We start from the raw sequence: 19986 nt of genomic DNA, 5'->3' as shown, positions 1-19986 counted from the left end.
GCGGTTTCCCGGCGACCGCGGTCTGGGACACAATGCCCGTATGACGTCGCAGCCGTTCTCCCACGCCGCCGCCCGAGGCGCGGTCGACCTGTCCGGACTCGCGCAGCAGCCCCCTGGCTCGCCGGTCTCCGACGCCTCCCGGGGCGCCGCTCCCGGGGGCGGCTCCGGCTCGCCGCTGGTCGTCGAGGCCACCGACGCCACCATCTCGCAGATCATGCAGCAGTCGGTGAGCGTCCCCGTGGTGCTGCTCGTGTGGAGCGCCTCGCGCGGCGGCAGCGAGGTCGTCGCCGACTTCGCAGCGGTGGCGCAGGGCGCGGCCGGGCGCTTCCTGCTCGCGACCGTCGACGTGGACGCCAGCCCCGGTCTCGGCCAGGCCCTCGGCGTCCAGCAGATCCCCATGGCCGTCGGGCTGCTGCAGGGGCAACCGGTGCCGCTCTTCGTCGGGCCGCAGCCCCGCCAGGTCATCGAGCAGTACGTCGACGAGCTGCTCAAGGTCGCCGTGGCCAACGGCATCACGGGGCGCCTCGACGTCGGTGAGCAACCGGACGCCGAGGAGCTCCCCGGGTCCCCGGAGCACGAGGAGGCCTTCGCCGCCCTCGAGCGCGGTGACTTCGACGGCGCGCGGGCGGCATACGACAAGGCCCTGGCCAAGGACCCCCAGGACCGGGACGCTCAGGTGGGCAAGGCCCAGGTCGACCTGCTGGAGCGCACGACGGGCGTGGACCTGCAGGCGGCCCGCCAGGCCGCCGCCGACGACCCGGCCGACATCGGTGCGCAGCTGCTCGTCGCCGACCTGGACGTCATGGGCGGGCACGTCGAGGACGCCTTCCTGCGGCTCGTGGATCTTGTGCGCACGCTGGCCGGTGACGACCGCGAGACGGTCCGACGCCACCTGATCACGTTGTTCGACGTCGTGGGCAGCGAGGACCCCCGCGTCAAGAAGGGCCGCACCTCCCTCATGTCCGCCCTCTTCTGACCGTCCGAGACACACCCGAGACACGCCCAAGACCCCCTGACGGAGCGCCGATGCCCGACCTGCAACCGGTCTACGACGAGCTGGTGCGACGCCTGTCGGTGCACGAGGACGTCTTTCGCGCCACCGGCAACGTCACCGAGGCCAACTGCGACGGCGGCCGCAAGGAGGCGCAGGCGTCCGACCCGGGCAGCTATCTCCTCCTCGGGGCGCCCTACCGCACCTACTCCGACGGTTTCATGTTCGCCGGGGTGCGGCTCAGCAAGCGCTACGTCAGCTATCACCTGATGTGCGCCTACCTGCGGCCCGAGATGGTGGAGGGCCCGTCGCCGCAGCTGCGCAAGCGGCTGCAGGGCAAGTCCTGCTTCCGGTCCACCTCGGTCGACCACGAGCTGTTCGACGAGCTCGACGACCTCACCCGCCGCGGGCGCGAGCTCTTCGCCGCCGAGGGACTGACCCTGCACCGATGACGGAGCATGCCGACGACGAGGAACGCCGCCGCCTGCGGGCGGTGGCCCATCCGCTGCGGCTGCGGATGCTGTCCCTGCTGACAGGGGCGGACCTCAGCGCCACCGAGGTAGCGGCCGAGCTCGACATCACGCAGGCCAACGCCAGCTATCACCTGCGCACCCTGCTGGGGGCCGGGCTGGTCGAGGTGGCGTCCGAGGAGCGGGTCCGCGGCGGTATGGCGGTCCGCTACCGCCATCCCTGGGAGCGCGAGCGCAGGACGGCTCCGGACGAGGACGGATCCCTCATGGCGGTGATCCTGGAGGAGCTGGGGCGGCGCAACCTGCACCGCGACCGCGCTGAGCAGGGCCACGGCACGGACGCCGAGGTCTGGCTGCCGCAGGAGGCATGGGACGAGGTGCTCGAGGCGATGCGCGAGGTGTCGCGCACGGTGCACGCCCGGGCCGTCCCACCCCGGACGGAGGGCGCGGTGCCGGTCAACGTGACGATAGTGGCGTTCCGGATGCAGCAGTCGGATCGCACCGCAGGTCGCGGACGTCCCTGACCAGCAGCGTGGCGAGGCTGACGAGGGCGAACACCGCGGCGGCCCACAGGAGCACCAGGTGCGGGTCGTGCCGGCTGCCGAGCCACCCGAAGGCCAGCTGGCCGGCCGGCATGGCGAGGAAGCTGCCCAGCATGTCGTAGGCCGACACGCGCGACAGCAGGTGCTCGGGGATCTCGTGGGTCATGGCGAGGTTCCAGCCCACGCCGAAGGTCTCCATCCCGAGGCCGCCCAGCATCGAGGCCAGGAGCAACGGCCACAGCTTGGCGCGCAGCCCGAGCGACACCAGGGGCACGGCGAAGCCGGCGATCGCTGCCACCCCGACGAGCAGCGGTCGGCGCAGCGGCACCCGCAGCAGCACCAGCGTGACGAGGACAGTGCCGGTCGCCTCCGCGCTGACCGCGAGACCCCACCCTCGGGCACCCAGGTGGGTGTCGGAGGTGGCGACCACGGGGCCGAGCACCCCCCAGGCGCCGGTGTGGATGGCGTTGAGGACGCCGAAGGCCAGCACGATCACCCACAGCCAGCGCCGGGAGCGGAAGGCGCCCCAGCCCTCGCGGAGCTCGTCCAGCATCGTCGTGGGCTCACCGGACCGCGGACGGTGGGGCAGTCGCAGGCGGCTCAGGCAGGCGAGCGCCAGGAGATAGGTCGTGGCATTGATCGCCAGCGCCCACCCCGGCCCGGAGGTGACGACGAGGAGGGCGCCCAGCGACGGGCCGAGGACCAGCAATCCGTTGCGGCTGAAGGCGATCAGCGAGTTGGCCTGCTGGAGCGGCGATCTGGGCCCGACCTGCGGGATGATGCCCTGCATCGCCGGCATGGTGAAGGCCGAGACGGCGCCGTTGAGCGACTCCAGCACCAGCAGGTGCCAGACCTCGGCCTGGCCGGTGATCAGCAGGTAGGCCGCGGCGCCTTGCGTGAGCGCGGTCAGTGCGTGCGAGACCTGCAGCACGAGGCGGCGGGACACCCGGTCCCCGACGGCGCCGCCGACGAGCAGGCAGGCGCACAGTGCGACCGTCCGCGCCGCCAGGACCTGGGCCAGCGCCGAGGCGTCGCCGATCCCCAGCACGGCGAAGGCCAGCGCCACCCCCACCATGCTGGTGCCGAGCCAGGAGATCGACCGCGCTGTGAAGTACCACGCGAAGGACGGCAGGCGCAGGACCTCGAGAGCGGGCATGGGCCCCAACCTAGGGCCGATGCCATCAACCGTCAAGCAGTTGTTTGGAGGTTAGCGGGTGGCGTGCCCACCCTCCCACTCCAGGATCGTCGTGCCGCTCGACTCCCGGGCTCCGAGGGCGCGGTATGTCGCCATCGCCGCGGCGTTGTCGGTCTCGGTGATGGTCCACACCGCGTAGCAGCCACGCTCGGCCGCGATCGCCTGCAGCTCGCGCAGCAGGGCGGAGCCGATGCCGCGCCGCTGCTGCTCCGGAGCCACGGCCAGCTCGTAGACGAACATCTCGGTGCCCTTGTCGGGATGGCTCATCTCGACGCCGCTGACGAACCCGACCGGCCGGTAGCCCTCGATGGCCAGCACGAGGTGGTGTCCCGGCAGCTCCAGGAAGCGGCGGGCGCCCTCCTCGGTCGGCGGGGTGTCGAAGAGGTCCCCGGCGGCCAGCACCAGCAGGGCGTCCCGTGGCCCGAGCCGCGTCAGCCGCAGGGTGCTCATCGGGCGGCGGCCTCGCGCTCGTCGCGTGGCAGGCACTGCATCATGGCGTCGGCCACCTGGTCGACGGCCGTGGGCGACCCGGCGACGTGCCAGGTGTGCCCACCCACCGGCACCAGACGCGTCACCCCGCCCGCTGCCTCGACCAGCGCCTGGCCGGGATACCAGTCCCACGGGTGACAGTCGGCCTGGTACCACACCCCGACCCGGCTGTCCGAGGTCCAGGCCAGGTCCACCGACGCGGAGCCGAGCATCCGCACGGTCGCGCACAGCCGGGTCGCCTCGGCCCACGGCGCGATCATCTCGGGGCGGCCGAACCTCGTGGGGTGCAGGTAGGTCGCCGCGCTCACCAGGTCCAGCGGCAGGTCACGGACCGGCTCCACGGGCACGCCGTTGCAGGTCGTCGGGTGCTCGCGACCGCCGAGCCACAGCTGGTCGCTCTCGGGGTGGTAGACCGCCCCGAGGATCGGCCCGTCGTCGTCGACCAGGGCGAGGGCCGAGCACCAGTGCGTCATACCGTGCAGGAAGTTGTAGGTGCCGTCGACCGGGTCGATGAACCACGTGCGCCCACTGTCAGCGGGGGAGCTGGTCCCCTCCTCGCCGACCAGGCCGTCCTGCGGCCGCTCGGCGCGCAGGCGGGAGCCGACCAGCTCCTCGGCGGCGTGGTCGGCGGCCGTCACCACGTCGGACACGGAGGTCTTGCGCTCACCCTCCACGCCGGCCGACCGCATCTGCAGGGCCAGCCTCCCGGCGGTCCGGACGAGTGCGGCGGCGAGCTCGAGGTCCTCGGCGAAGGTCATGCGCACCAGCCTAGTGGCGGACGTCGCGTGGGAGCGGCGCCCGCCCGCGGGGCCTCAGCTGCCCAGGGCTGCGGAGACCACCTGGCGTGCCTCGTCCTGCACCTGCTTGAGGTGCTCGGGACCCCGGAAGGACTCGGCGTAGATCTTGTAGACGTCCTCCGTGCCGGACGGCCGCGCCGCGAACCACGCGGACTCGGTGGTCACCTTGAGCCCACCGATGGCGGCGCCGTTGCCGGGTGCCTCCGTGAGCTTGGCCGTGATCGGCTCTCCCGCAAGGGACTCCGCGGTCACGTCGGAGGGGGAGAGCGCCTTGAGCTTGGCCTTCTGCTCGCGGTCGGCCGGGGCGTCGACCCGGGCATAGGCCGGGTCGCCGTGGCGCGCCACGAGATCGGCGTAGTGCTGCGACGGGCTCTTGCCCGTCCTGGCCTGGATCTCGCTGGCCAGCAGGGCCAGGATGATGCCGTCCTTGTCGGTCGACCACACGGACCCGTCGAACCGCAGGAAGCTCGCGCCCGCCGACTCCTCGCCGCCGAACGGCCCGGACCCGTCGAGCAGCCCCGGCACGAACCACTTGAAGCCGACCGGCACCTCGACGAGCGTGCGCCCCAGGTCGGAGGCCACGCGGTCGATCATCGAGGACGACACCAGCGTCTTGCCGATGAAGCCGTCACCCGGCCACTGCGGGCGCGCGCCGCCGTAGAGGTACTGGATCGCGACGGCGAGGTAGTGGTTGGGGTTCATCAGCCCACCGTCGGGGGTGACGATCCCGTGCCGGTCGGCGTCCGCGTCGTTGCCCGTGGCGATGTCGTAGGAGTCCTTCTGCGCGATCAGCGACGCCATCGCGGAGGGGGAGGAGCAGTCCATCCGGATCTTCTCGTCCCAGTCGAGCGTCATGAACCGCCAGGTCGGGTCCACGAGCGGGTTGACCACCGTCAGGTCGAGGCCGTAGTGCTCGCCGATCGCGCCCCAGTAGTCCACCGAGGCGCCGCCGAGGGGGTCGGCGCCGATGCGCACGCCCGCCTCCTTGATGGCCGCCATGTCGATGACGTTGGCGAGGTCCTCGACGTAGATCCGCTTGAACTCGTAGGGCTCGCAGGCCGCCCGCGCCTCGGTGAAGGCCATCTGCTTGACCCCGTCGAGCCCGGCCTTGATGTAGTCGTTGGCGCGAGCCGCGATCCAGCCGGTCGCGTCGGTGTCGGCGGGTCCGCCGTGGGGCGGGTTGTACTTGAAACCGCCGTCGGTGGGCGGGTTGTGGGAGGGGGTGACCACGATGCCGTCGGCCAGGCCGGAGTCGGCCGGGAGATCATCCACGCCGGAGACGCGGCCGTGATTGGCGCGCAGGATCGCGTGGGAGACCGCGGGCGTCGGAGTGTAGCGGTCCTCCGCGTCCACCATCACGTGCACGCCGTTGGCGACGAGCACCTCGATCGCCGACGCCCACGCCGGCTCGGACAGCCCGTGCGTGTCGCGGCCGAGGAAGAGCGGGCCGTCGAAGCCCTGCTCGGTGCGGTAGTCCACGATCGCCTGCGTCGTCGCCAGGATGTGGTCCTCGTTGAACGCGGTCTTGAGGCTGCTGCCGCGGTGCCCCGACGTCCCGAAGGCGACCTGCTGGTCGATGTCGTCCGGGTCGGGCTTGCCGGTGTAGTAGGCGGTGACGAGGTGCGCCACGTCGACGAGGTCGCGGGGCTCGGCGGGCTGTCCTGCACGGTTCGCGGTCATGGGCTCATCCTCGCACCCGACGGCCGGGGTGGCACCTGGCAGGTTCACCAGGTGACGCACCCCGCCCGGTCGGTCCGGTCGGTCAACCGGGTTGTATGCCGATCCGGTTGCGGCTCAGTACATCCCGCAGTTGGAGACCTGCTTGATCCCGTTGAAGCGCGACTCGAAGAAGGTCGTCGCGTAGGACGCCGTCGGCACCGCGCCACCGAGGTGGGTCGGCGTCAGGATCGGCTGGAACCACACGTTGGCGCCCTGGGCGCACCAGTCCTTGCCGAGCTGCTGCCCCACAGCGTAGGGGATCACGTCGTCGGAGACCGAGTGGGTGATCAGGACGGGGGCGCTCGGCCTGGACCGGCCGATCCGGTTGTCGGCGAGCATGGACCGCAGCGGCTCCTCGGCGAAGGTCTGGTCCATCGGCCGACCGTCCTTGGTCAGCGTGCTGCTCTTGATGAACGCCAGGTCGAAGAGGTTGGTGACGCAGTTGGACTCGACCTTGGGCCCGAGGGCCAGCCCCTTGTCGTTGAGGAAGTTCTTGGGGTCGATGTGGTAGGCCGTGAACATGCCCGCGGTGGCGTAGAGCTCGAACGCGGAGTACATCGACCTGTCGATCTGCCTGGACACGGCGGCGAGGTCGGCGGGGACGGCGCCGGCCACCGTGCCCTTGACGTCGAGCTCGGGGGCGTAGGCCGCGGCCATCTCGGCGGCGGCGGCCGCGGCGCCACCGCCCTGGGAGTAGCCGGACAGCCCGACCGGGGTGCTGGTGTCGGTGCCGGGCAGGCCGACCCGCTGCGTGGCGCGCGCCAGGTCGAGCACGGCGTGCCCCTGGGCCTCGCGGACCATGTAGGTGTGGGTGCCGGGGGTGCCGAGACCCTGGTAGTCGGTCAGCGCCACCGTGTAGCCCCGGAAGAGCAGGTCCTTGAAGAAGATCGTCTCGTACTCCGTCATGGCCTGCAGCTGGCGGGAGGGGGCGCAGGCGTCGGCCATCCCCTGGGTGCCGGCGGCGTAGCTGATGATCGGGCGCTTGCCGGGCCCGACCCAGGGGGCCTTGGGCGACACGACGAGCGCGGTGACGGCGATGGGGTTGCCCTCGCGGTCCTTGGAGGAGTACATGACTCGGCGTGCGTCGTAGGACAGCGACGAGGCGTCGAGCGGGTCGAGGACGTTGTCGGCCTTCTCCTGCCGGATGACCGTGCCGGGGGTGCTGGGGATCTGGGCGGGGGGCTCGTAGAACGCAGGTCGGGCGGGCTCGGGGGTGTCGCTCAGGGTGCTGGCCCCGGCGGTGCCGGGGATCGCGTGCTCGTCGGCGGCGGCGACCGGCGCGAGCGTGAGGAGGGAGGCGGCGAGGACGGCCGTCGCGAGGGTGCGACGGCGGGGCAGGGCAGAGGACAACGGTGTCTCCTGTCGTCAGGGTGAGATGCCGTGAGGCTACCGGCGGGTAGGGCTCTCGGCTAGACCCCCTGCACGACCCGAGACGTATGCCGAAGCCCCGTGGTCCCCGACCGGCGACGGTGGGGGCCACGGGGCTGCGGCACACGGGACCGGTTGGTCAGACCTGGGTCTCGCCAGGGGTGGCGGACAGCTCGGGCCGCTCGGCCGAGTCCGCCGCGACGGCGGCCTCGGAGGTGGAGGTGAGCTCCGGGCGCTCCTGGCGCTGCACCTGCTGCGTCGGCGCCTGGACGCCCTCCTGCGGCGCGAACCACACCGTCGCGAGCGGCGGCACGGTGATCTCCGCGGAGCAGGGCAGCCCGTGCCAGGGGATCTCCTCGGCGACGACCTGACCGAGGTTGCCGACCCCCGAGCCGTTCCACTCGGTGGCGTCGGTGTTGAGGACCTCGTGCCAGACGCCGGGGTGGGGCAGCCCGATGCGGTACTGCAGGTGCGGGCCGCCCGCGAAGTTGGACACGCACGCCAGCGCCGGGGCGCCGTCACCGGTGTCCTTGCCGTAGCGCAGGAACGAGAAGACGTTGCCCTGCGCGTCGTTGGCGTCGATCCACTGGAAGCCCTCGCCGGAGGCGTCCAGCTGCCACAGCGCGGGGGAGTCCTTGTAGACGGCGTTCATGGCCTTGACCATCTGGTGGACCGCCAGGTGCCAGGGCTGGTCGAGCAGCCACCAGTCGAGGGACCGGGCGTCGGCCCACTCGGCCTCCTGCGCGAACTCCTGACCCATGAAGAGCAGCTGCTTGCCGGGGTGGGCCCACATGAAGCCCAGGTAGGCGCGCAGCGTCGCCAGCTGCTGCCACCGGTCGCCGGGCATCTTGCGCAGCAGCGAACCCTTGCCGTAGACGACCTCGTCGTGGGAGATCGGCAGCACGAAGTTCTCGCTGAAGGCGTAGACCAGCGAGAAGGTCATCTCGTGGTGGTGGTACTGCCGGTGGATCGGCTCGTGCTCGACGTAGCTGAGCGAGTCGTGCATCCAGCCCATGTTCCACTTGAAGCCGAAGCCCAGGCCGCCGATCTCGGTGGGCCGGGTCACGCCCGGCCAGGAGGTCGACTCCTCGGCGATCATCATCGCGCCGGGGTGACGGCGGTAGACGGTCGCGTTGGTCTCCTGCAGCAGCTGGACGGCCTCGAGGTTCTCCCGGCCGCCGTACTTGTTGGGCAGCCACTCGCCGTCGTTGCGGGAGTAATCCAGGTAGAGCATGGAGGCGACCGCGTCGACCCGCAGCCCGTCGATGTGGAACTCCTCGAGCCAATACAACGCGTTGGCGACGAGGAAGTTGCGCACCTGCGGGCGACCGAAGTCGAAGACGTGGGTGCCCCAGTCGGGCTGGTCGCCGCGGCGCGGGTCCGGGTGCTCGTAGAGCGCCTGGCCGTCGAACTTGGCGAGCGCGAAGGCGTCCTTGGGGAAGTGTGCCGGGACCCAGTCGAGGATGACGCCGATGCCGGCCTGGTGCAGCGCGTCGACGAGGTGACGGAACTCGTCCGGCGAGCCGAAGCGCGAGGTGGGCGCGTAGTAGCCGGTCACCTGGTAGCCCCACGAGGGGCCGTAGGGGTGCTCGGCGACCGGCAGGAACTCCACGTGGGTGAAGCCGAGGTCACGCACGTAGTTGACGAGCTGGTCGGCGAGCTCGGTGTAGCTGAGCCCGGCCCGCCAGGAGCCGAGGTGCACCTCGTAGACGGACAGCGGCTGCTCGTGACGCTGCGTGGCGTTGCGCTCGGCGACCCACGCGTCGTCGCCCCACTCGTAGCGGGTCTCCTCCACCACGGAGGCGGTGGCGGGCGGGATCTCGGTGGCGCGGGCCAGCGGGTCGGCCTTGGCCCGCCACTGGCCGTCCTTGCCGAGGATCTCGTACTTGTAGCGGGTCCCCGGCTCGACGCCGGGCACGAAGAGCTCCCACAGCCCGGACGACCCGAGGGAGCGCATCGGGTGGGCCTGGGAGTCCCAGGTGTTGAAGTCGCCGGCGACGCGGACGGACTGCGCGTTGGGCGCCCACACCGCGAAGCTCGTGCCGCGGGTCGACCCGAGCGGGCCGTCGAACTCCCGCACGTGAGCGCCGAGGACGCGCCACAGCTCCTCGTGGCGACCCTCGGTGATGAGGTGGATGTCGACCTCGCCGAGCGTGGGGAGGAAGCGGTAGGGGTCGTCGGTCGTGTGCTTGAACCCGTCGCCCCAGTCGACGGCGACGCGGTAGTCCGGCACCTGGTCGCCCTCGATGCTGGCGACCCAGACGCCCTCGTGCTCGTGCTCGAAGGGCACCGTCCGGCCGTCCAGGACCAGGTCCACCGCCGTCGCGCGGGGCTTGAGGGTGCGGATGCTGACCGTGCCGTCCGCGACCCGGCCGCCCAGCACGGAGTGGGGGTCGTGGTGGTGTCCGTGGACGAGCCGGTTGATCTGGTCGGTGTGCATCGGCAGGTGCCGCGGGCCGCGTCCGGCGCTCGCGGCCTTGTCCCGGCCGTATGCCGTCGCCTGCTTGGCGACCTCGGCGCCGCTGCGCGCGGCCGCCCCCACTACGGAGGCGGCCAGGCCGGCCACCGCGCCCGCGACGCCGGCGACGCCGCCGTCCTTGGTGGGCCGGTCGGTGCCGGTGGGCCGCTGGTAGCGGGTGGCGCCTCCGGTGGGCTGCTCGGGCGTGCGGTCGTCGGTGGGCTGGTGCACAGTGTCTCCCTTCGCTGCGGCCACGAGCCGCTCGACGGCGGTCGTGGGGATGGGCAGCCACGAGGGGCGGTTGCGTGCCTCGTAGACCACTTCGTACAGGGCCTTGTCGAGCTCCAGGGCTCGCAGGACCTCGGGCTCGTCGCGGGGGTCGCGGCCGGTCGCCTCGGCGTAGCCGTCGAGGAAGGCCTCGCGCGACGCGCGGGCCCAGGCGTCGGCGGCGTCGGCCCGGCCGGCGTCCTCCTGGCTCACCGAGCCGGCGGCGTAGTCGAAGGACCGGAGCATCCCGGCGACGTCGCGCACCGCCAGGTCGGGCAGGGTGCGCTCGGCGAGGGGGCGCAGTGGCTCGCCCTCGAAGTCCAGCAGCACCCACCCGCGGCCGGGGACGTCCAGCACCTGGCCGAGGTGGTAGTCGCCGTGGATCCGCTGCAGCGGCGGCCACTGCGCGTCCTGGGCGGCGCCGAGGAGGCGCTCCACGTCCGGCTCCAGCTCGCGCAGCGGCGGGTGGGCCTCGGCGGCCAGGACGTAGCGGGAGCGCATGGACAGCGACAGCGCCTTGTGGTCCTCCGGGCCGGCCTGCACCGTCGGCATGACCTCGGCGAGAGTGCGGTGCACCTCGCCGGTGGCGACGCCGAGGGCGTGGGCGCGCTCGGTGAAGTCGTCGCCGGCCGCGGCCGCCTCCAGGGCGACCCGCCAGGCATCCCGCACGCCCGGGAGGAACTCCTGGGCGAAGGCGAGGTGGCCGTGGGCCTCGTGGCCGTCCACCGACCAGCGGCCGCGCAGCGCGCCGAGGGGCGCGGGCACGAGCGTCGAGCCGGCGTCGGCGAGCGCCGACTGCACCGTCACGTCCGGGTTGTCCCCGGCCGACAGCACGCGGAACACCTTGACGATCAAGGGAGTCGCAGACCGACCCGGGTCGCCGGACGGCTCGATGATGATGGAGGTGTTGGACTGCTCGCCCTTGAGGACCGAGCTCCGGCCGACCTCCGGCGCCGCGGGGGCGGAGCCCGAAACGCTCGTCACGGGCTCGCCCGCGACGAGCGTGTCGACCACGCCGTGGTCGGGCGTGGAGCCGGTGTCGCCCTCGGCGATGGTGCGCAGCAGCTCGGCGACGTAGACGGGGTCGTGCGGACCGTCGTAGACGTAGCGGGTCCCGAGCACCGAGTGCTCGACGGTGCCGACGAGGGCGTGCTCGGCGCCCTCGAGGGGCTCGGCGCGGTAGGTCAGCGGCACCTGGTAGAGCACCGCCGGCTCCGCCGCGGTGTCGCGCAGCAGCAGCGTCTCGATGCCGACCTGCCCCGCGGGGTCCTCGAAGCGGTAGCCGCCCACGCGGGTCAGCGCGGGCTCATGGTCCTTGCCGACGTACCACCGCTGCGCGCCGATCCACGCCTGCACGGTCTCCACCTTGGTGGGGGTCAGCTCGGCGCCGGCCTCGATCTTGGACGTCCCGGCCATCTCAGACCTCACCTCCTGCCGCGCCGGTCTCCTCGGCGGGCGTCCTGCGGATCAGCTGCAGCCAGAAGAAGTCGCGCGATCCCATCGTCACGGTGAACCTGCCGTCGGCGTCGACCGAGCCGAAGCCGGAGCCGCCGAACAGGTCGACGGCCTGGGCGCCGGCATACGACGCGGGCAGCTGCACCCGGGTCCCCTGGGGCCGCGGGGAGAGGTTGTTGACGCACAGCACGCTCTCCGCGGGCGCATCCTCGGTGGCGTCCTGCGGGCTGAGGTCGCGCACGAAGGCCAGGATCGCGTCGTTGTCGGTCGGCATGACCTCGAAGGTGCCCATCCCCATGACCGGGTGGTGCTTGCGCACCTGCAGCATCCCGCGCATCCAGTGCAGCAGCGACGAGCTCGACGCCATCGCCGCCTCGACGTTGACGTTGTTGTGGTGATAGACGAGCGACTGGATGACGGGCAGGTAGAGCTTGCCCGGGTCCGCGGTGGAGAAGCCGGCGTTGCGGTCCGGGGTCCACTGCATCGGGGTCCGCACCGCGTCGCGGTCGGTGAGCCAGATGTTGTCGCCCATCCCGATCTCGTCGCCGTAGTAGAGGCACGGCGACCCCGGCAGCGACAGCACCAGCGCGTTGATCAGCTCGATCTCGGCGCGGGAGTTGTCGAGCAGCGGCGCGAGGCGGCGCCGGATGCCGACGTTGGCCTTCATCCGCGGGTCGGGGGCGTACCAGCCGTACATCGCGGCGCGCTCCTCCGCGTCCACCATCTCCAGCGTCAGCTCGTCGTGGTTGCGCAGGAAGGTGCCCCACTGGGTGCCGGTCGGGATCGCGGGCGTCTCCTCGAGCACCTTGACGATCGGGGTCGCCTTGCCCTCGCGCAGCGCGTAGTAGAGCCGCGGCATCACCGGGAAGTGGAAGCACATCTGGCACTCCGGCGCCTCCTCGGAGCCGAAGTAGTCCACGACCTCGTGGGGCATCTGGTTGGCCTCGGCCAGCAGGATGCGGCCGGGGTACTCCTCGTCGACCATCTCGCGCAGCCGCGCCAGGAACTCGTGGGTCCGGGGGTGGTTCTCGCCGTTGTGCCCCTCCTCCTCGAAGAGGTAGGGGACCGCGTCGAGCCGGAAGCCGTCGATGCCCATGTCCATCCAGTAGCGGACGATGTCGAACATCTCGTCCTGCACCTTGGGGTTCTCGAAGTTGAGGTCCGGCTGGTGGGAGAAGAACCGGTGCCAGAAGAACTGCCGCCGGACCGGGTCGAAGGTCCAGTTGGACACCTCCGTGTCCACGAAGATGATCCGGGCCTCGGAGTACTTCGTGTCGTCGTCGGACCACACGTAGTAGTCGCCGTAGGGGCCCTCGGGCTCGGACCGGCTCGCCTGGAACCACGGGTGCTGGTCGCTGGTGTGGTTCATCACGAAGTCGGTGATGATCCGGATCCCGCGGGCGTGGGCCTGCGACACCAGCTCCTTGAACTCCGGCAGCGTCCCGAACTCCGGCAGCACCGCGCGGTAGTCGGCGATGTCGTAGCCGCCGTCGCGCAGCGGCGATGCGTAGAACGGGGGCAGCCACAGGCAGTCGACGCCGAGCCACTGCAGGTAGTCGAGCTTGCCGAGCAGACCCGTGAAGTCGCCCGCACCGGAGCCGTTGCTGTCCGCGAAGGCGCGCACCAGCACCTCGTAGAACACGGCTTTGCGGAACCAGCTGGGGTCGTGCTTGAGACCAGGCTGGTTGAGGTTGAGGCCTTGCACCTGTCAGAACCTCCGAACGTGGACGATGTGGACGGGCTCCGCGTCGCGGCCGACCCGCACGAAGTTGTGCGCGCCCCAGTGCCAGCTGGCGTCGCTCAGCTCGTCGTGGGCGACGAAGGTGTCGCCGTAGCCGAGGCCGAGCGCCGGCATGTCCAGGTGGACCCAGGACTCTCGCGTGGAGTGCGGGTCGAGGTTAGCGACGACGATGACGGTGTCGTCGCGCCCGTCCGGTGTCCGGGCGGTCTTGGAGAAGACGATGATGTTCTCGTCCTCGCAGTGGTGGAAGGTGATGTTGCGCAGCAGCCGCAGCGAGGGGTGCCAGTGCCGGATCTGGTTGAGCCGGCGCAGGTAGCCGTCCAGCGACTGCCCCTCCTTGACGCCCCCGGGGGCGTAGTCGGCCCAGCGGCGGTCCTTGAGCTGGTACTTCTCGTTGTCGACCTGCTCCTCGGCGCCCGGCCGCGCCACGCACTCCATGAGCTCGTATCCGGCGTAGATGCCGTAGGTGGGGACCAGGGTGGCCGCGAGCGCCGCCCGGGCCTTCCACGCCGCGGGCCCGCCGTACTGCATGTACGGGGTGAGGATGTCGTGCGTCGTCGGCCAGAAGGACGGGCGCATGTAGGCCGCCGCGTCGCCCGACAGCTCGTTGAGGTACTCCTCGATCTCCCACTTCTCGTTGCGCCACGCGTAGTAGGTGTAGCTCTGCTGGAACCCGATCTTGCCGAGGGTGTGCATCATCGCGGGCTTGGTGAAGGCCTCCGCCAGCCAGATGATGTCCGGGCGGGACTCCGCGACGTCCTGGATCAGCCACTGCCAGAACTCCACCGGCTTGGTGTGCGGGTTGTCGACGCGGAAGAGCGTCACGCCGTGGTCGATCCACACCTGGATGACGTCCCGCACGGCCTGGTAGATGCCGTCGGGGTCGTTGTCGAAGTTGAGCGGGTAGATGTCCTGGTACTTCTTCGGCGGGTTCTCGGCATACGCGATGGTCCCGTCGGCGCGGGTCGTGAACCACTCCGGGTGCTCGGTGACCCACGGGTGGTCCGGGGAGCACTGCAGCGCGATGTCCAGCGCCACCTCGAGGCCCAGCTCGCGGGCGCGCGCCACGAAGGCGTCGAAGTCCTCGAAGGTCCCGAGGGTCGGCTCGATCGCGTCATGCCCGCCCGCCTCCGACCCGATGGCGTATGGCGACCCCGGGTCCAGCGGGCCGGCGTGCAGCGTGTTGTTGGGGCCCTTGCGGTTGGTGCTGCCGATGGGGTGGATCGGGGTGAGGTAGACGACGTCGAAGCCCATGTCCCGGATCGCCGGCAGCCGCTCGGCGGCGGTGCGCAGCGTGCCCGTGTGCCAGGTGCCGTCCTCGTCCTGGTAGGCACCCTCGGAGCGCGGGAAGATCTCGTACCACGCCCCGGCCAGCGCGAGCGGGCGCTCCACCAGCCACGACTGCTCGGGCGAGGGGGAGACGAAGTCGCGCAGCGGCCGCGCGGAGAGCTCGCGCTCGACGGGGGCGCCGGCGCCGGCATACAGCCGGTCCAGGGCGGGGCTGGAGGTGTCGCGCAGGCTCGCCACGGCGTCCAGCAGCACCTGGCGCTGCTCCGGGGTGCGGTCGACCTCGGCGAGGGCCCGCTCGAGCACGCGGGCGCCCTCCTCGAGCATCAGGCCCACGTCGACGCCGGCCTCGACCTTGATGATCGCGTCGTGGTGCCAGGTGCCGTAGGGGTCCGACCAGCCCTCGACCCGGAAGGACCACAGGCCCTCCCGGTCGGCGCTGATCTCGGCCTCCCAGAAGGACAGGCCGACGTTGCTGCACCGCATCGGCACGTGGTGCACGACGCCGTCCGGGTCGGTGAGCGCGACGCTCGCGTTGACCGCGTCGTGGCCCTCCCGGAAGACCCGGGCGGTGACGGGGAACGGCTCGTGGGTCACGGACTTGGCCGGCCGGCGGCCCTCGTCGACCCGCGGGGTCACGTCGAGCACGGGGATGCGGCCGATGGGGAGCTGGGGGGCGGATGACAGTCTTGTGGCGGTCACTCGGTTCACGCTACCCACATCGGACCCGGGACACTCGTCGGAGTTCGCGCCACCGGGCGGGGGAGGGTCCACTACAGTGGCGACAGGTCCCGGACCGTGGCACACCGCGTCGGAGCGGCCCAAGACCTTGATCCGCCACGTGCCGGGCAGACCACGACCCTCGGAGGCGAGATGACCCAGCACCCCGCGCGCCCGGCTTCTGACAGCAGCTGGCTGGCGGACGAGAACCCGCAGGCCTACAGCGACGACTACACCGGGCCGGCCATCGCGCCGACCAACGCGCTGGCCTCGGCGCCGGTGGGTGGGCCCCCGCGGACCGTCGACGGCTTCGCCCGGGAGTTTTTGCGCGAGCTCAACTTCGGGGAGGGCGTGGCGCTGTCCCGGTCCTCGCGCAACGACCAGTACCTCGCGCTGGCCCGCACGATCCGGCACTACCTCATGGCCGACTGGCTGGAGACGGCGCGCCGGCGCCGCGAGCAGCCCACCAAGATGGTCGGCTACCTGTCCGCGGAGTACCTCCTCGGCCGCCAGCTCGGCAACGCGCTGCTGGCCACCGACCTCGGCAGCATCGCCGAGCAGGCGCTCGCCTCCCTCGGCCTGGACCTGCAGACGCTGCGCGCGCAGGAGGTCGAGCCGGGCCTCGGCAACGGCGGCCTCGGCCGGCTCGCAGCCTGCTTCATCGACTCGCTGGCCACGATGGACGTGCCCTGCATCGGCTACGGCATCCGCTACGAGTACGGCATCTTCCGGCAGACCTTCGAGGGCGGCCGTCAGGTCGAGGTCCCCGACAACTGGCTGGAGTACGGCGCGCCCTGGGAGTTCCCGCACCCCGACCGCGCCGTCCAGGTGGGCTTCGGCGGCCGCACCGACAAGACCGTGGGCGAGGACGGCGTGGAGCGCTCCCGCTGGGTGCCCGACTGGAGCGTCCTCGGCGTGCCCTACCACTACATGGTCCCGGGCTTCCAGAACGGCGTCGTCAACACCCTCCGGCTGTGGAGCGCGCGGGCGACCAAGGAGTTCGACCTGCAGATCTTCAACTCCGGGGATTACGCGCAGGCGGTGCGCTCGCAGACCTTCGCGGAGAACATCTCCAAGGTGCTCTACCCCGAGGACTCCACGCCGCAGGGGCGCGAGCTGCGGCTGCAGCAGCAGTACTTCTTCGTGGCCTGCTCGCTCAAGGACTACCTCGACCGCACCCTCGAGCCGGGCTTCGACCTGCACGACCTGCCCGACCGGATCATCTTCCAGCTCAACGACACCCACCCCGTCATCGCCATCCCCGAGCTGATGCGCCTGCTCGTCGACGAGAAGGGCTTCGGCTGGGACGAGGCGTGGGAGGTCACCCGCCGCTGCTTCGCCTACACCTGCCACACGCTGCTGCCCGAGGCGCTCGAGGTCTGGCCGGTCGAGCTCATGGGGCGTCTGCTGCCGCGCCACCTGGAGATCATCTACCGCATCAACGAGGAGTTCCTCGCCCAGGTGCGCGAGACCTTCCCCGGCGACGAGCTCCGGGTGCGGCGCATGTCGATCATCCAGGACCACCCCGAGCGCGCGGTGCGTATGGCGAACCTCGCCACCGTCGCCGGGGTCAAGGTCAACGGCGTCGCCGAGCTGCACTCCCAGCTGCTGCGCGACAAGGTCCTGCCGGACTTCTCGGCGATGTGGCCGGAGAAGTTCACCAACGTCACCAACGGGGTGACGCCGCGCCGCTTCATGCGGCTGGCCAACCCCTCGCTGTCGCAGCTGATCACCGAGACGATCGGGGTGGGCTGGGAGACCAAGCTGGACCGGCTGGCGAGCCTGGAGGCCTACGCCGACGACGAGGAGTTCCGCGAGCGCTTCCGCGCGACCAAGCAGGCCAACAAGGACCGGCTGCGCCGGCTGCTCGTGGTCCGCGACGGCATCGAGCTCCCCGAGGAGGGGATGGTCGACGTCATGGTCAAGCGGCTGCACGAGTACAAGCGGCAGACTCTCAAGCTGCTGCACATCGTCTCGACCTACCAGCAGATCGTGGACGGCGAGGTGGCTCGCGAGGACGTGGTGCCGCGCACCTTCGTCTTCGGCGCCAAGGCGGCTCCCGGCTACCACATGGCCAAGGAGATCATCTACCTGATCAACGCCGTCGCGGCGACGATCAACGCCGACGAGCGGGTCCGCGGCACGCTGACGGTGGCCTTCCCGGCCAACTACAACGTCACGCTGGCCAACAAGCTCATCCCGGCCGCCGACCTGTCCGAGCAGATCTCGCTCGCGGGCAAGGAGGCGTCCGGCACCGGCAACATGAAGTTCGCCCTCAACGGCGCGCTCACCATCGGCACCGACGACGGCGCCAACGTCGAGATCCGCAAGCTCGTCGGGGACGACAACTTCTTCCTCTTCGGCATGTCCGAGCCGCAGGTCGCCGAGCTGCAGGCCAAGGGCTACGTCCCGACGTCCTGCTACGAGTCCAACCCGCGGCTGCGCGCGGCGATGGACCTGCTGGCGAGCGGTCACTTCACCGGCGGCGACCGCGGGCTGGCGGCTCCGGTGGTGGACGACCTGCTCTACAACGACCGGTTCATGACGCTGGCGGACTTCCAGTCCTACGTCGACGCGCAGGCGCGGGTCGACGCGGCCTACCGCGACCAGGACGCCTGGACGCGCTCGGCGATCCTCAACGTCGCCCGGTGCGGGTTCTTCTCCTCCGACCGGTCGATGAAGGACTACCTGCGCCGCATCTGGATGCCCACCCACGACTAGACCTGCCGCCGGCCCTCGATCCCGCCGGGGCTCCTTGAGCAGGCAGGATCCGCGGCCGCCGGCAGGTTTGTGGGGTGCCAGGGCACGATCGGTGCCCTGGCACCCGCCTCAGCGGATGACGATCGCGTCGCCCACGGCACGCTCCCCGGCGGCGTCGGACGGGTGGGTGACCAGCCGTCCGCCCACGACCATCGCCGTGGAGCCGCCGCCGTCGAGGTTGAGGGCGTCCCGCAGCCCCAGGTCCTGGGCGACCTGCGCCGCCTCAGGGATCGTGAGGCCCAGCTCGCCGACCTGCCGCCCGTCGACCGTCACCAGCAGGGTGCGACCGCGCGCGTCCACCCCGGCGAAGGTGCGCGGGTTGCGCTGCAGCACCCAGCCGTAGTCGAAGCTGGGGTCGTCCGCGTGGTGCATGCCGTCGCGGCGCTGCGTCACGTGCAGCTCACCGCCGCGCACCAGCTCCGGGCCGCCGTTGACGACGGTGGTGCCCTTGCGGTCCAGACGCTCGGACCCGTCCGTCATCGACTGCACCACGTCGGCCCGGTCGCCCACCTTCACGGCCGACACGGCCTCGATCAGCGGGCCCGTGACCTGCACCGACGTCTGGCCCTTGCCGAGCATGGTGCCCCGCTGGTCGCGGACCGCGATGACCCGCCCGCGATGCATCACCACCTCGACCCCCGGGCCGCTCGGGGTGCGGGCGCCGAACTCCGGGGTGTAGGCGACGGCCTCGCTCGGGTCCACGCAGGTGACGTCGTGCAGCGGCAGCGCGGTGGGCAGGTCGGTGAGGTCGCCACCGCAGCTGCGGATCTTGCCGATCACGCGGTCAATGCCGTCGAGGCGCACCTCGGTCGCCCCGACCCGCAGCCGACCCTGCCAGACCGGGTGAGCCACGCGCGTATGCCGACCGCCCGGGTCAAGCGCGAGGGCGGGACGTCCCGTGACGGCCTCGGACAGCAGGCGTCCGTCGTAGACGCCGGCGCCGGCGGGGTCCCCCTCCGCCCCGGCCGACGGGTCCATCACGAAGAACCCGCCGTTGACCGCGGCCACGGCCCGGGTGAAGGCCGACAGCTCCGAGGTGCGCTCGCGCCGCTCGAGGTCGGGGCCGAAGGTCGCGCCGAGCCTCCCGCGGAAGCGGTGCGGGTCGATGGTCAGCACGTTGATGGTCCAGGGCCCCCGGGCGGCGACGTCACCGTCCCAGCCGGTCCACCACGAGCGCGCCGCGAACTTCTTGGCCTTGAGCTGCGCCATCAGGGCGTCGGCGCGAGCCTTGTCGGTGGGGCGCTCGTCCAGGCGCAGGCGGTAGCCGATCACCGAGGCGGGGAGGTCGGCGACGGCCGGCTGCCGCACCGCCTCGATCGAGGCGGCGAGACCGGCTGCCGCGAGGCGCTCGCGCTGCGCCAGGGCCGCCGCCCGGTCCTGGACGGAGCGGGCGGGGGCGTCAGGGTCGGTGGACGCCAGCGCCGGCATGCTGACCTCGACCACCCAGCGCAGCGACGGGTCGCTCTCGCCGCGGGAGATCACGGTGCGGGTCACGCCGGGGGCGACGGTCGTCGTCATACGGCTCTCGACCAGGTCCGAGGCGCCCAGGTGCAGGGGACCGGAGGGGCTCGGGCGACGGTGGGCGGGGGAGGAGGCGGTGAGTCCGGCAGCGTCGGCGTGGACGGCCGTGGCGGTGGCCGCGGCGGGGCCCGCCGCGGACGTGGCGGCGGCGAGGAGGGCGGCCGGGGCCGCCAGCCCGAGGAGGGCGGATCGCGTGCGAGTCATGC

Annotated in this window: 13 protein-coding genes; 4 read left to right on the top strand and 9 right to left on the bottom strand. The window is 71.7% G+C overall.

Annotated features, from left to right (window positions below; translation table 11 throughout):
- Window positions 1–40: 40 nt before the first annotated feature.
- From ADJ73_RS15530 to ADJ73_RS15520, 3 genes are read left to right on the top strand one after another with little or no spacing between them, the layout of a single operon-like run.
- On the top strand, window positions 41–976 hold the full coding sequence (locus ADJ73_RS15530; protein WP_050349020.1) for a co-chaperone YbbN: 936 nt from the start codon (window positions 41–43) through the stop codon (window positions 974–976).
- 50 nt (window positions 977–1026) lie between these two features.
- Window positions 1027–1443, top strand: a complete 417-nt coding sequence (locus tag ADJ73_RS15525) for a hypothetical protein (protein WP_050349019.1) — start codon at window positions 1027–1029, stop codon at window positions 1441–1443.
- The gene (locus ADJ73_RS15520; protein ID WP_050349018.1) at window positions 1440–1985 is read left to right on the top strand and encodes an ArsR/SmtB family transcription factor; all 546 of its coding nucleotides are present in this window, start codon (window positions 1440–1442) and stop codon (window positions 1983–1985) included. The genes ADJ73_RS15525 and ADJ73_RS15520 overlap by 4 nt, the downstream gene beginning before the upstream one ends.
- Here ADJ73_RS15520 and ADJ73_RS15515 read toward each other — a convergent pair.
- The 8 genes from ADJ73_RS15515 to ADJ73_RS15480 form a co-directional block, all read right to left on the bottom strand.
- On the bottom strand, window positions 1918–3159 hold the full coding sequence (locus ADJ73_RS15515) for an MFS transporter (RefSeq protein ID WP_050349017.1): 1242 nt from the start codon (window positions 3157–3159) through the stop codon (window positions 1918–1920). The genes ADJ73_RS15520 and ADJ73_RS15515 overlap by 68 nt on opposite strands.
- Window positions 3160–3210: 51 nt before the next feature.
- On the bottom strand, window positions 3211–3648 hold the full coding sequence (locus ADJ73_RS15510) for a GNAT family N-acetyltransferase (protein ID WP_156188261.1): 438 nt from the start codon (window positions 3646–3648) through the stop codon (window positions 3211–3213).
- A complete protein-coding gene (locus tag ADJ73_RS15505) occupies window positions 3645–4445 on the bottom strand; it encodes an inositol monophosphatase family protein (protein ID WP_050349016.1) in 801 nt (266 codons plus the stop codon). Before ADJ73_RS15505 ends, ADJ73_RS15510 begins: the two co-directional genes overlap by 4 nt.
- Window positions 4446–4499: 54 nt before the next feature.
- Window positions 4500–6164, bottom strand: a complete 1665-nt coding sequence (gene pgm, locus ADJ73_RS15500; protein WP_050349015.1) for a phosphoglucomutase (alpha-D-glucose-1,6-bisphosphate-dependent) — start codon at window positions 6162–6164, stop codon at window positions 4500–4502.
- 114 nt (window positions 6165–6278) lie between these two features.
- Window positions 6279–7553, bottom strand: coding sequence for a lipase family protein (locus ADJ73_RS15495; protein WP_050349014.1), 1275 nt, complete (start codon window positions 7551–7553; stop codon window positions 6279–6281).
- Window positions 7554–7710: 157 nt separating this feature from the next.
- Window positions 7711–11712, bottom strand: coding sequence for a 1,4-alpha-glucan branching protein GlgB (gene glgB, locus ADJ73_RS15490; protein WP_082177053.1), 4002 nt, complete (start codon window positions 11710–11712; stop codon window positions 7711–7713).
- A 1-nt stretch (window position 11713) separates the two neighbouring features.
- Window positions 11714–13456 (bottom strand): maltose alpha-D-glucosyltransferase, encoded by a 1743-nt coding sequence (gene treS / locus ADJ73_RS15485; protein ID WP_050349013.1) that lies wholly within the window; start codon window positions 13454–13456, stop codon window positions 11714–11716.
- Window positions 13457–13459: 3 nt separating this feature from the next.
- Window positions 13460–15481: a maltotransferase domain-containing protein gene (locus tag ADJ73_RS15480; protein WP_050349012.1), complete on the bottom strand. Its 2022-nt coding sequence runs from the start codon at window positions 15479–15481 to the stop codon at window positions 13460–13462.
- A 171-nt stretch (window positions 15482–15652) separates the two neighbouring features.
- Here ADJ73_RS15480 and ADJ73_RS15475 point away from each other — a divergent pair, with 171 nt between their 5' ends.
- Window positions 15653–18220 carry a glycogen/starch/alpha-glucan phosphorylase gene (locus ADJ73_RS15475; protein WP_082177052.1) on the top strand — a complete coding sequence of 856 codons (2568 nt, stop codon included), beginning with the start codon at window positions 15653–15655 and terminating at the stop codon, window positions 18218–18220.
- Between the two features lie 108 nt (window positions 18221–18328).
- Here the strand turns inward: ADJ73_RS15475 and ADJ73_RS15470 are convergent, their stop codons facing one another.
- Window positions 18329–19984 carry a phosphodiester glycosidase family protein gene (locus tag ADJ73_RS15470; protein WP_050349011.1) on the bottom strand — a complete coding sequence of 552 codons (1656 nt, stop codon included), beginning with the start codon at window positions 19982–19984 and terminating at the stop codon, window positions 18329–18331.
- Between the last annotated feature and the right edge of the window lie 2 nt (window positions 19985–19986).

Origin of the sequence: Arsenicicoccus sp. oral taxon 190, assembly GCF_001189535.1 — a bacterium.
GTDB lineage: Bacteria > Actinomycetota > Actinomycetes > Actinomycetales > Dermatophilaceae > Arsenicicoccus.
Note: the sequence above shows the minus strand (reverse complement) of the source record. Positions and strands in the feature narration are given on the sequence as shown.

Excerpts from the sequence above, each read along its gene's own strand:
- ADJ73_RS15515 (WP_050349017.1), bottom strand. The coding sequence starts at position 3,159 with ATGCCCGCTCTCGAGGTCCTGCGCCTGCCGTCCTTCGCGTGGTACTTC.
- glgB (WP_082177053.1), bottom strand. The coding sequence starts at position 11,712 with ATGGCCGGGACGTCCAAGATCGAGGCCGGCGCCGAGCTGACCCCCACC.
- ADJ73_RS15505 (WP_050349016.1), bottom strand. The coding sequence starts at position 4,445 with ATGACCTTCGCCGAGGACCTCGAGCTCGCCGCCGCACTCGTCCGGACC.
- ADJ73_RS15475 (WP_082177052.1), top strand. The coding sequence starts at position 15,653 with ATGACCCAGCACCCCGCGCGCCCGGCTTCTGACAGCAGCTGGCTGGCG.
- ADJ73_RS15520 (WP_050349018.1), top strand. The coding sequence starts at position 1,440 with ATGACGGAGCATGCCGACGACGAGGAACGCCGCCGCCTGCGGGCGGTG.
- ADJ73_RS15525 (WP_050349019.1), top strand. The coding sequence starts at position 1,027 with ATGCCCGACCTGCAACCGGTCTACGACGAGCTGGTGCGACGCCTGTCG.
- pgm (WP_050349015.1), bottom strand. The coding sequence starts at position 6,164 with ATGACCGCGAACCGTGCAGGACAGCCCGCCGAGCCCCGCGACCTCGTC.
- ADJ73_RS15470 (WP_050349011.1), bottom strand. The coding sequence starts at position 19,984 with ATGACTCGCACGCGATCCGCCCTCCTCGGGCTGGCGGCCCCGGCCGCC.
- ADJ73_RS15530 (WP_050349020.1), top strand. The coding sequence starts at position 41 with ATGACGTCGCAGCCGTTCTCCCACGCCGCCGCCCGAGGCGCGGTCGAC.
- ADJ73_RS15510 (WP_156188261.1), bottom strand. The coding sequence starts at position 3,648 with ATGAGCACCCTGCGGCTGACGCGGCTCGGGCCACGGGACGCCCTGCTG.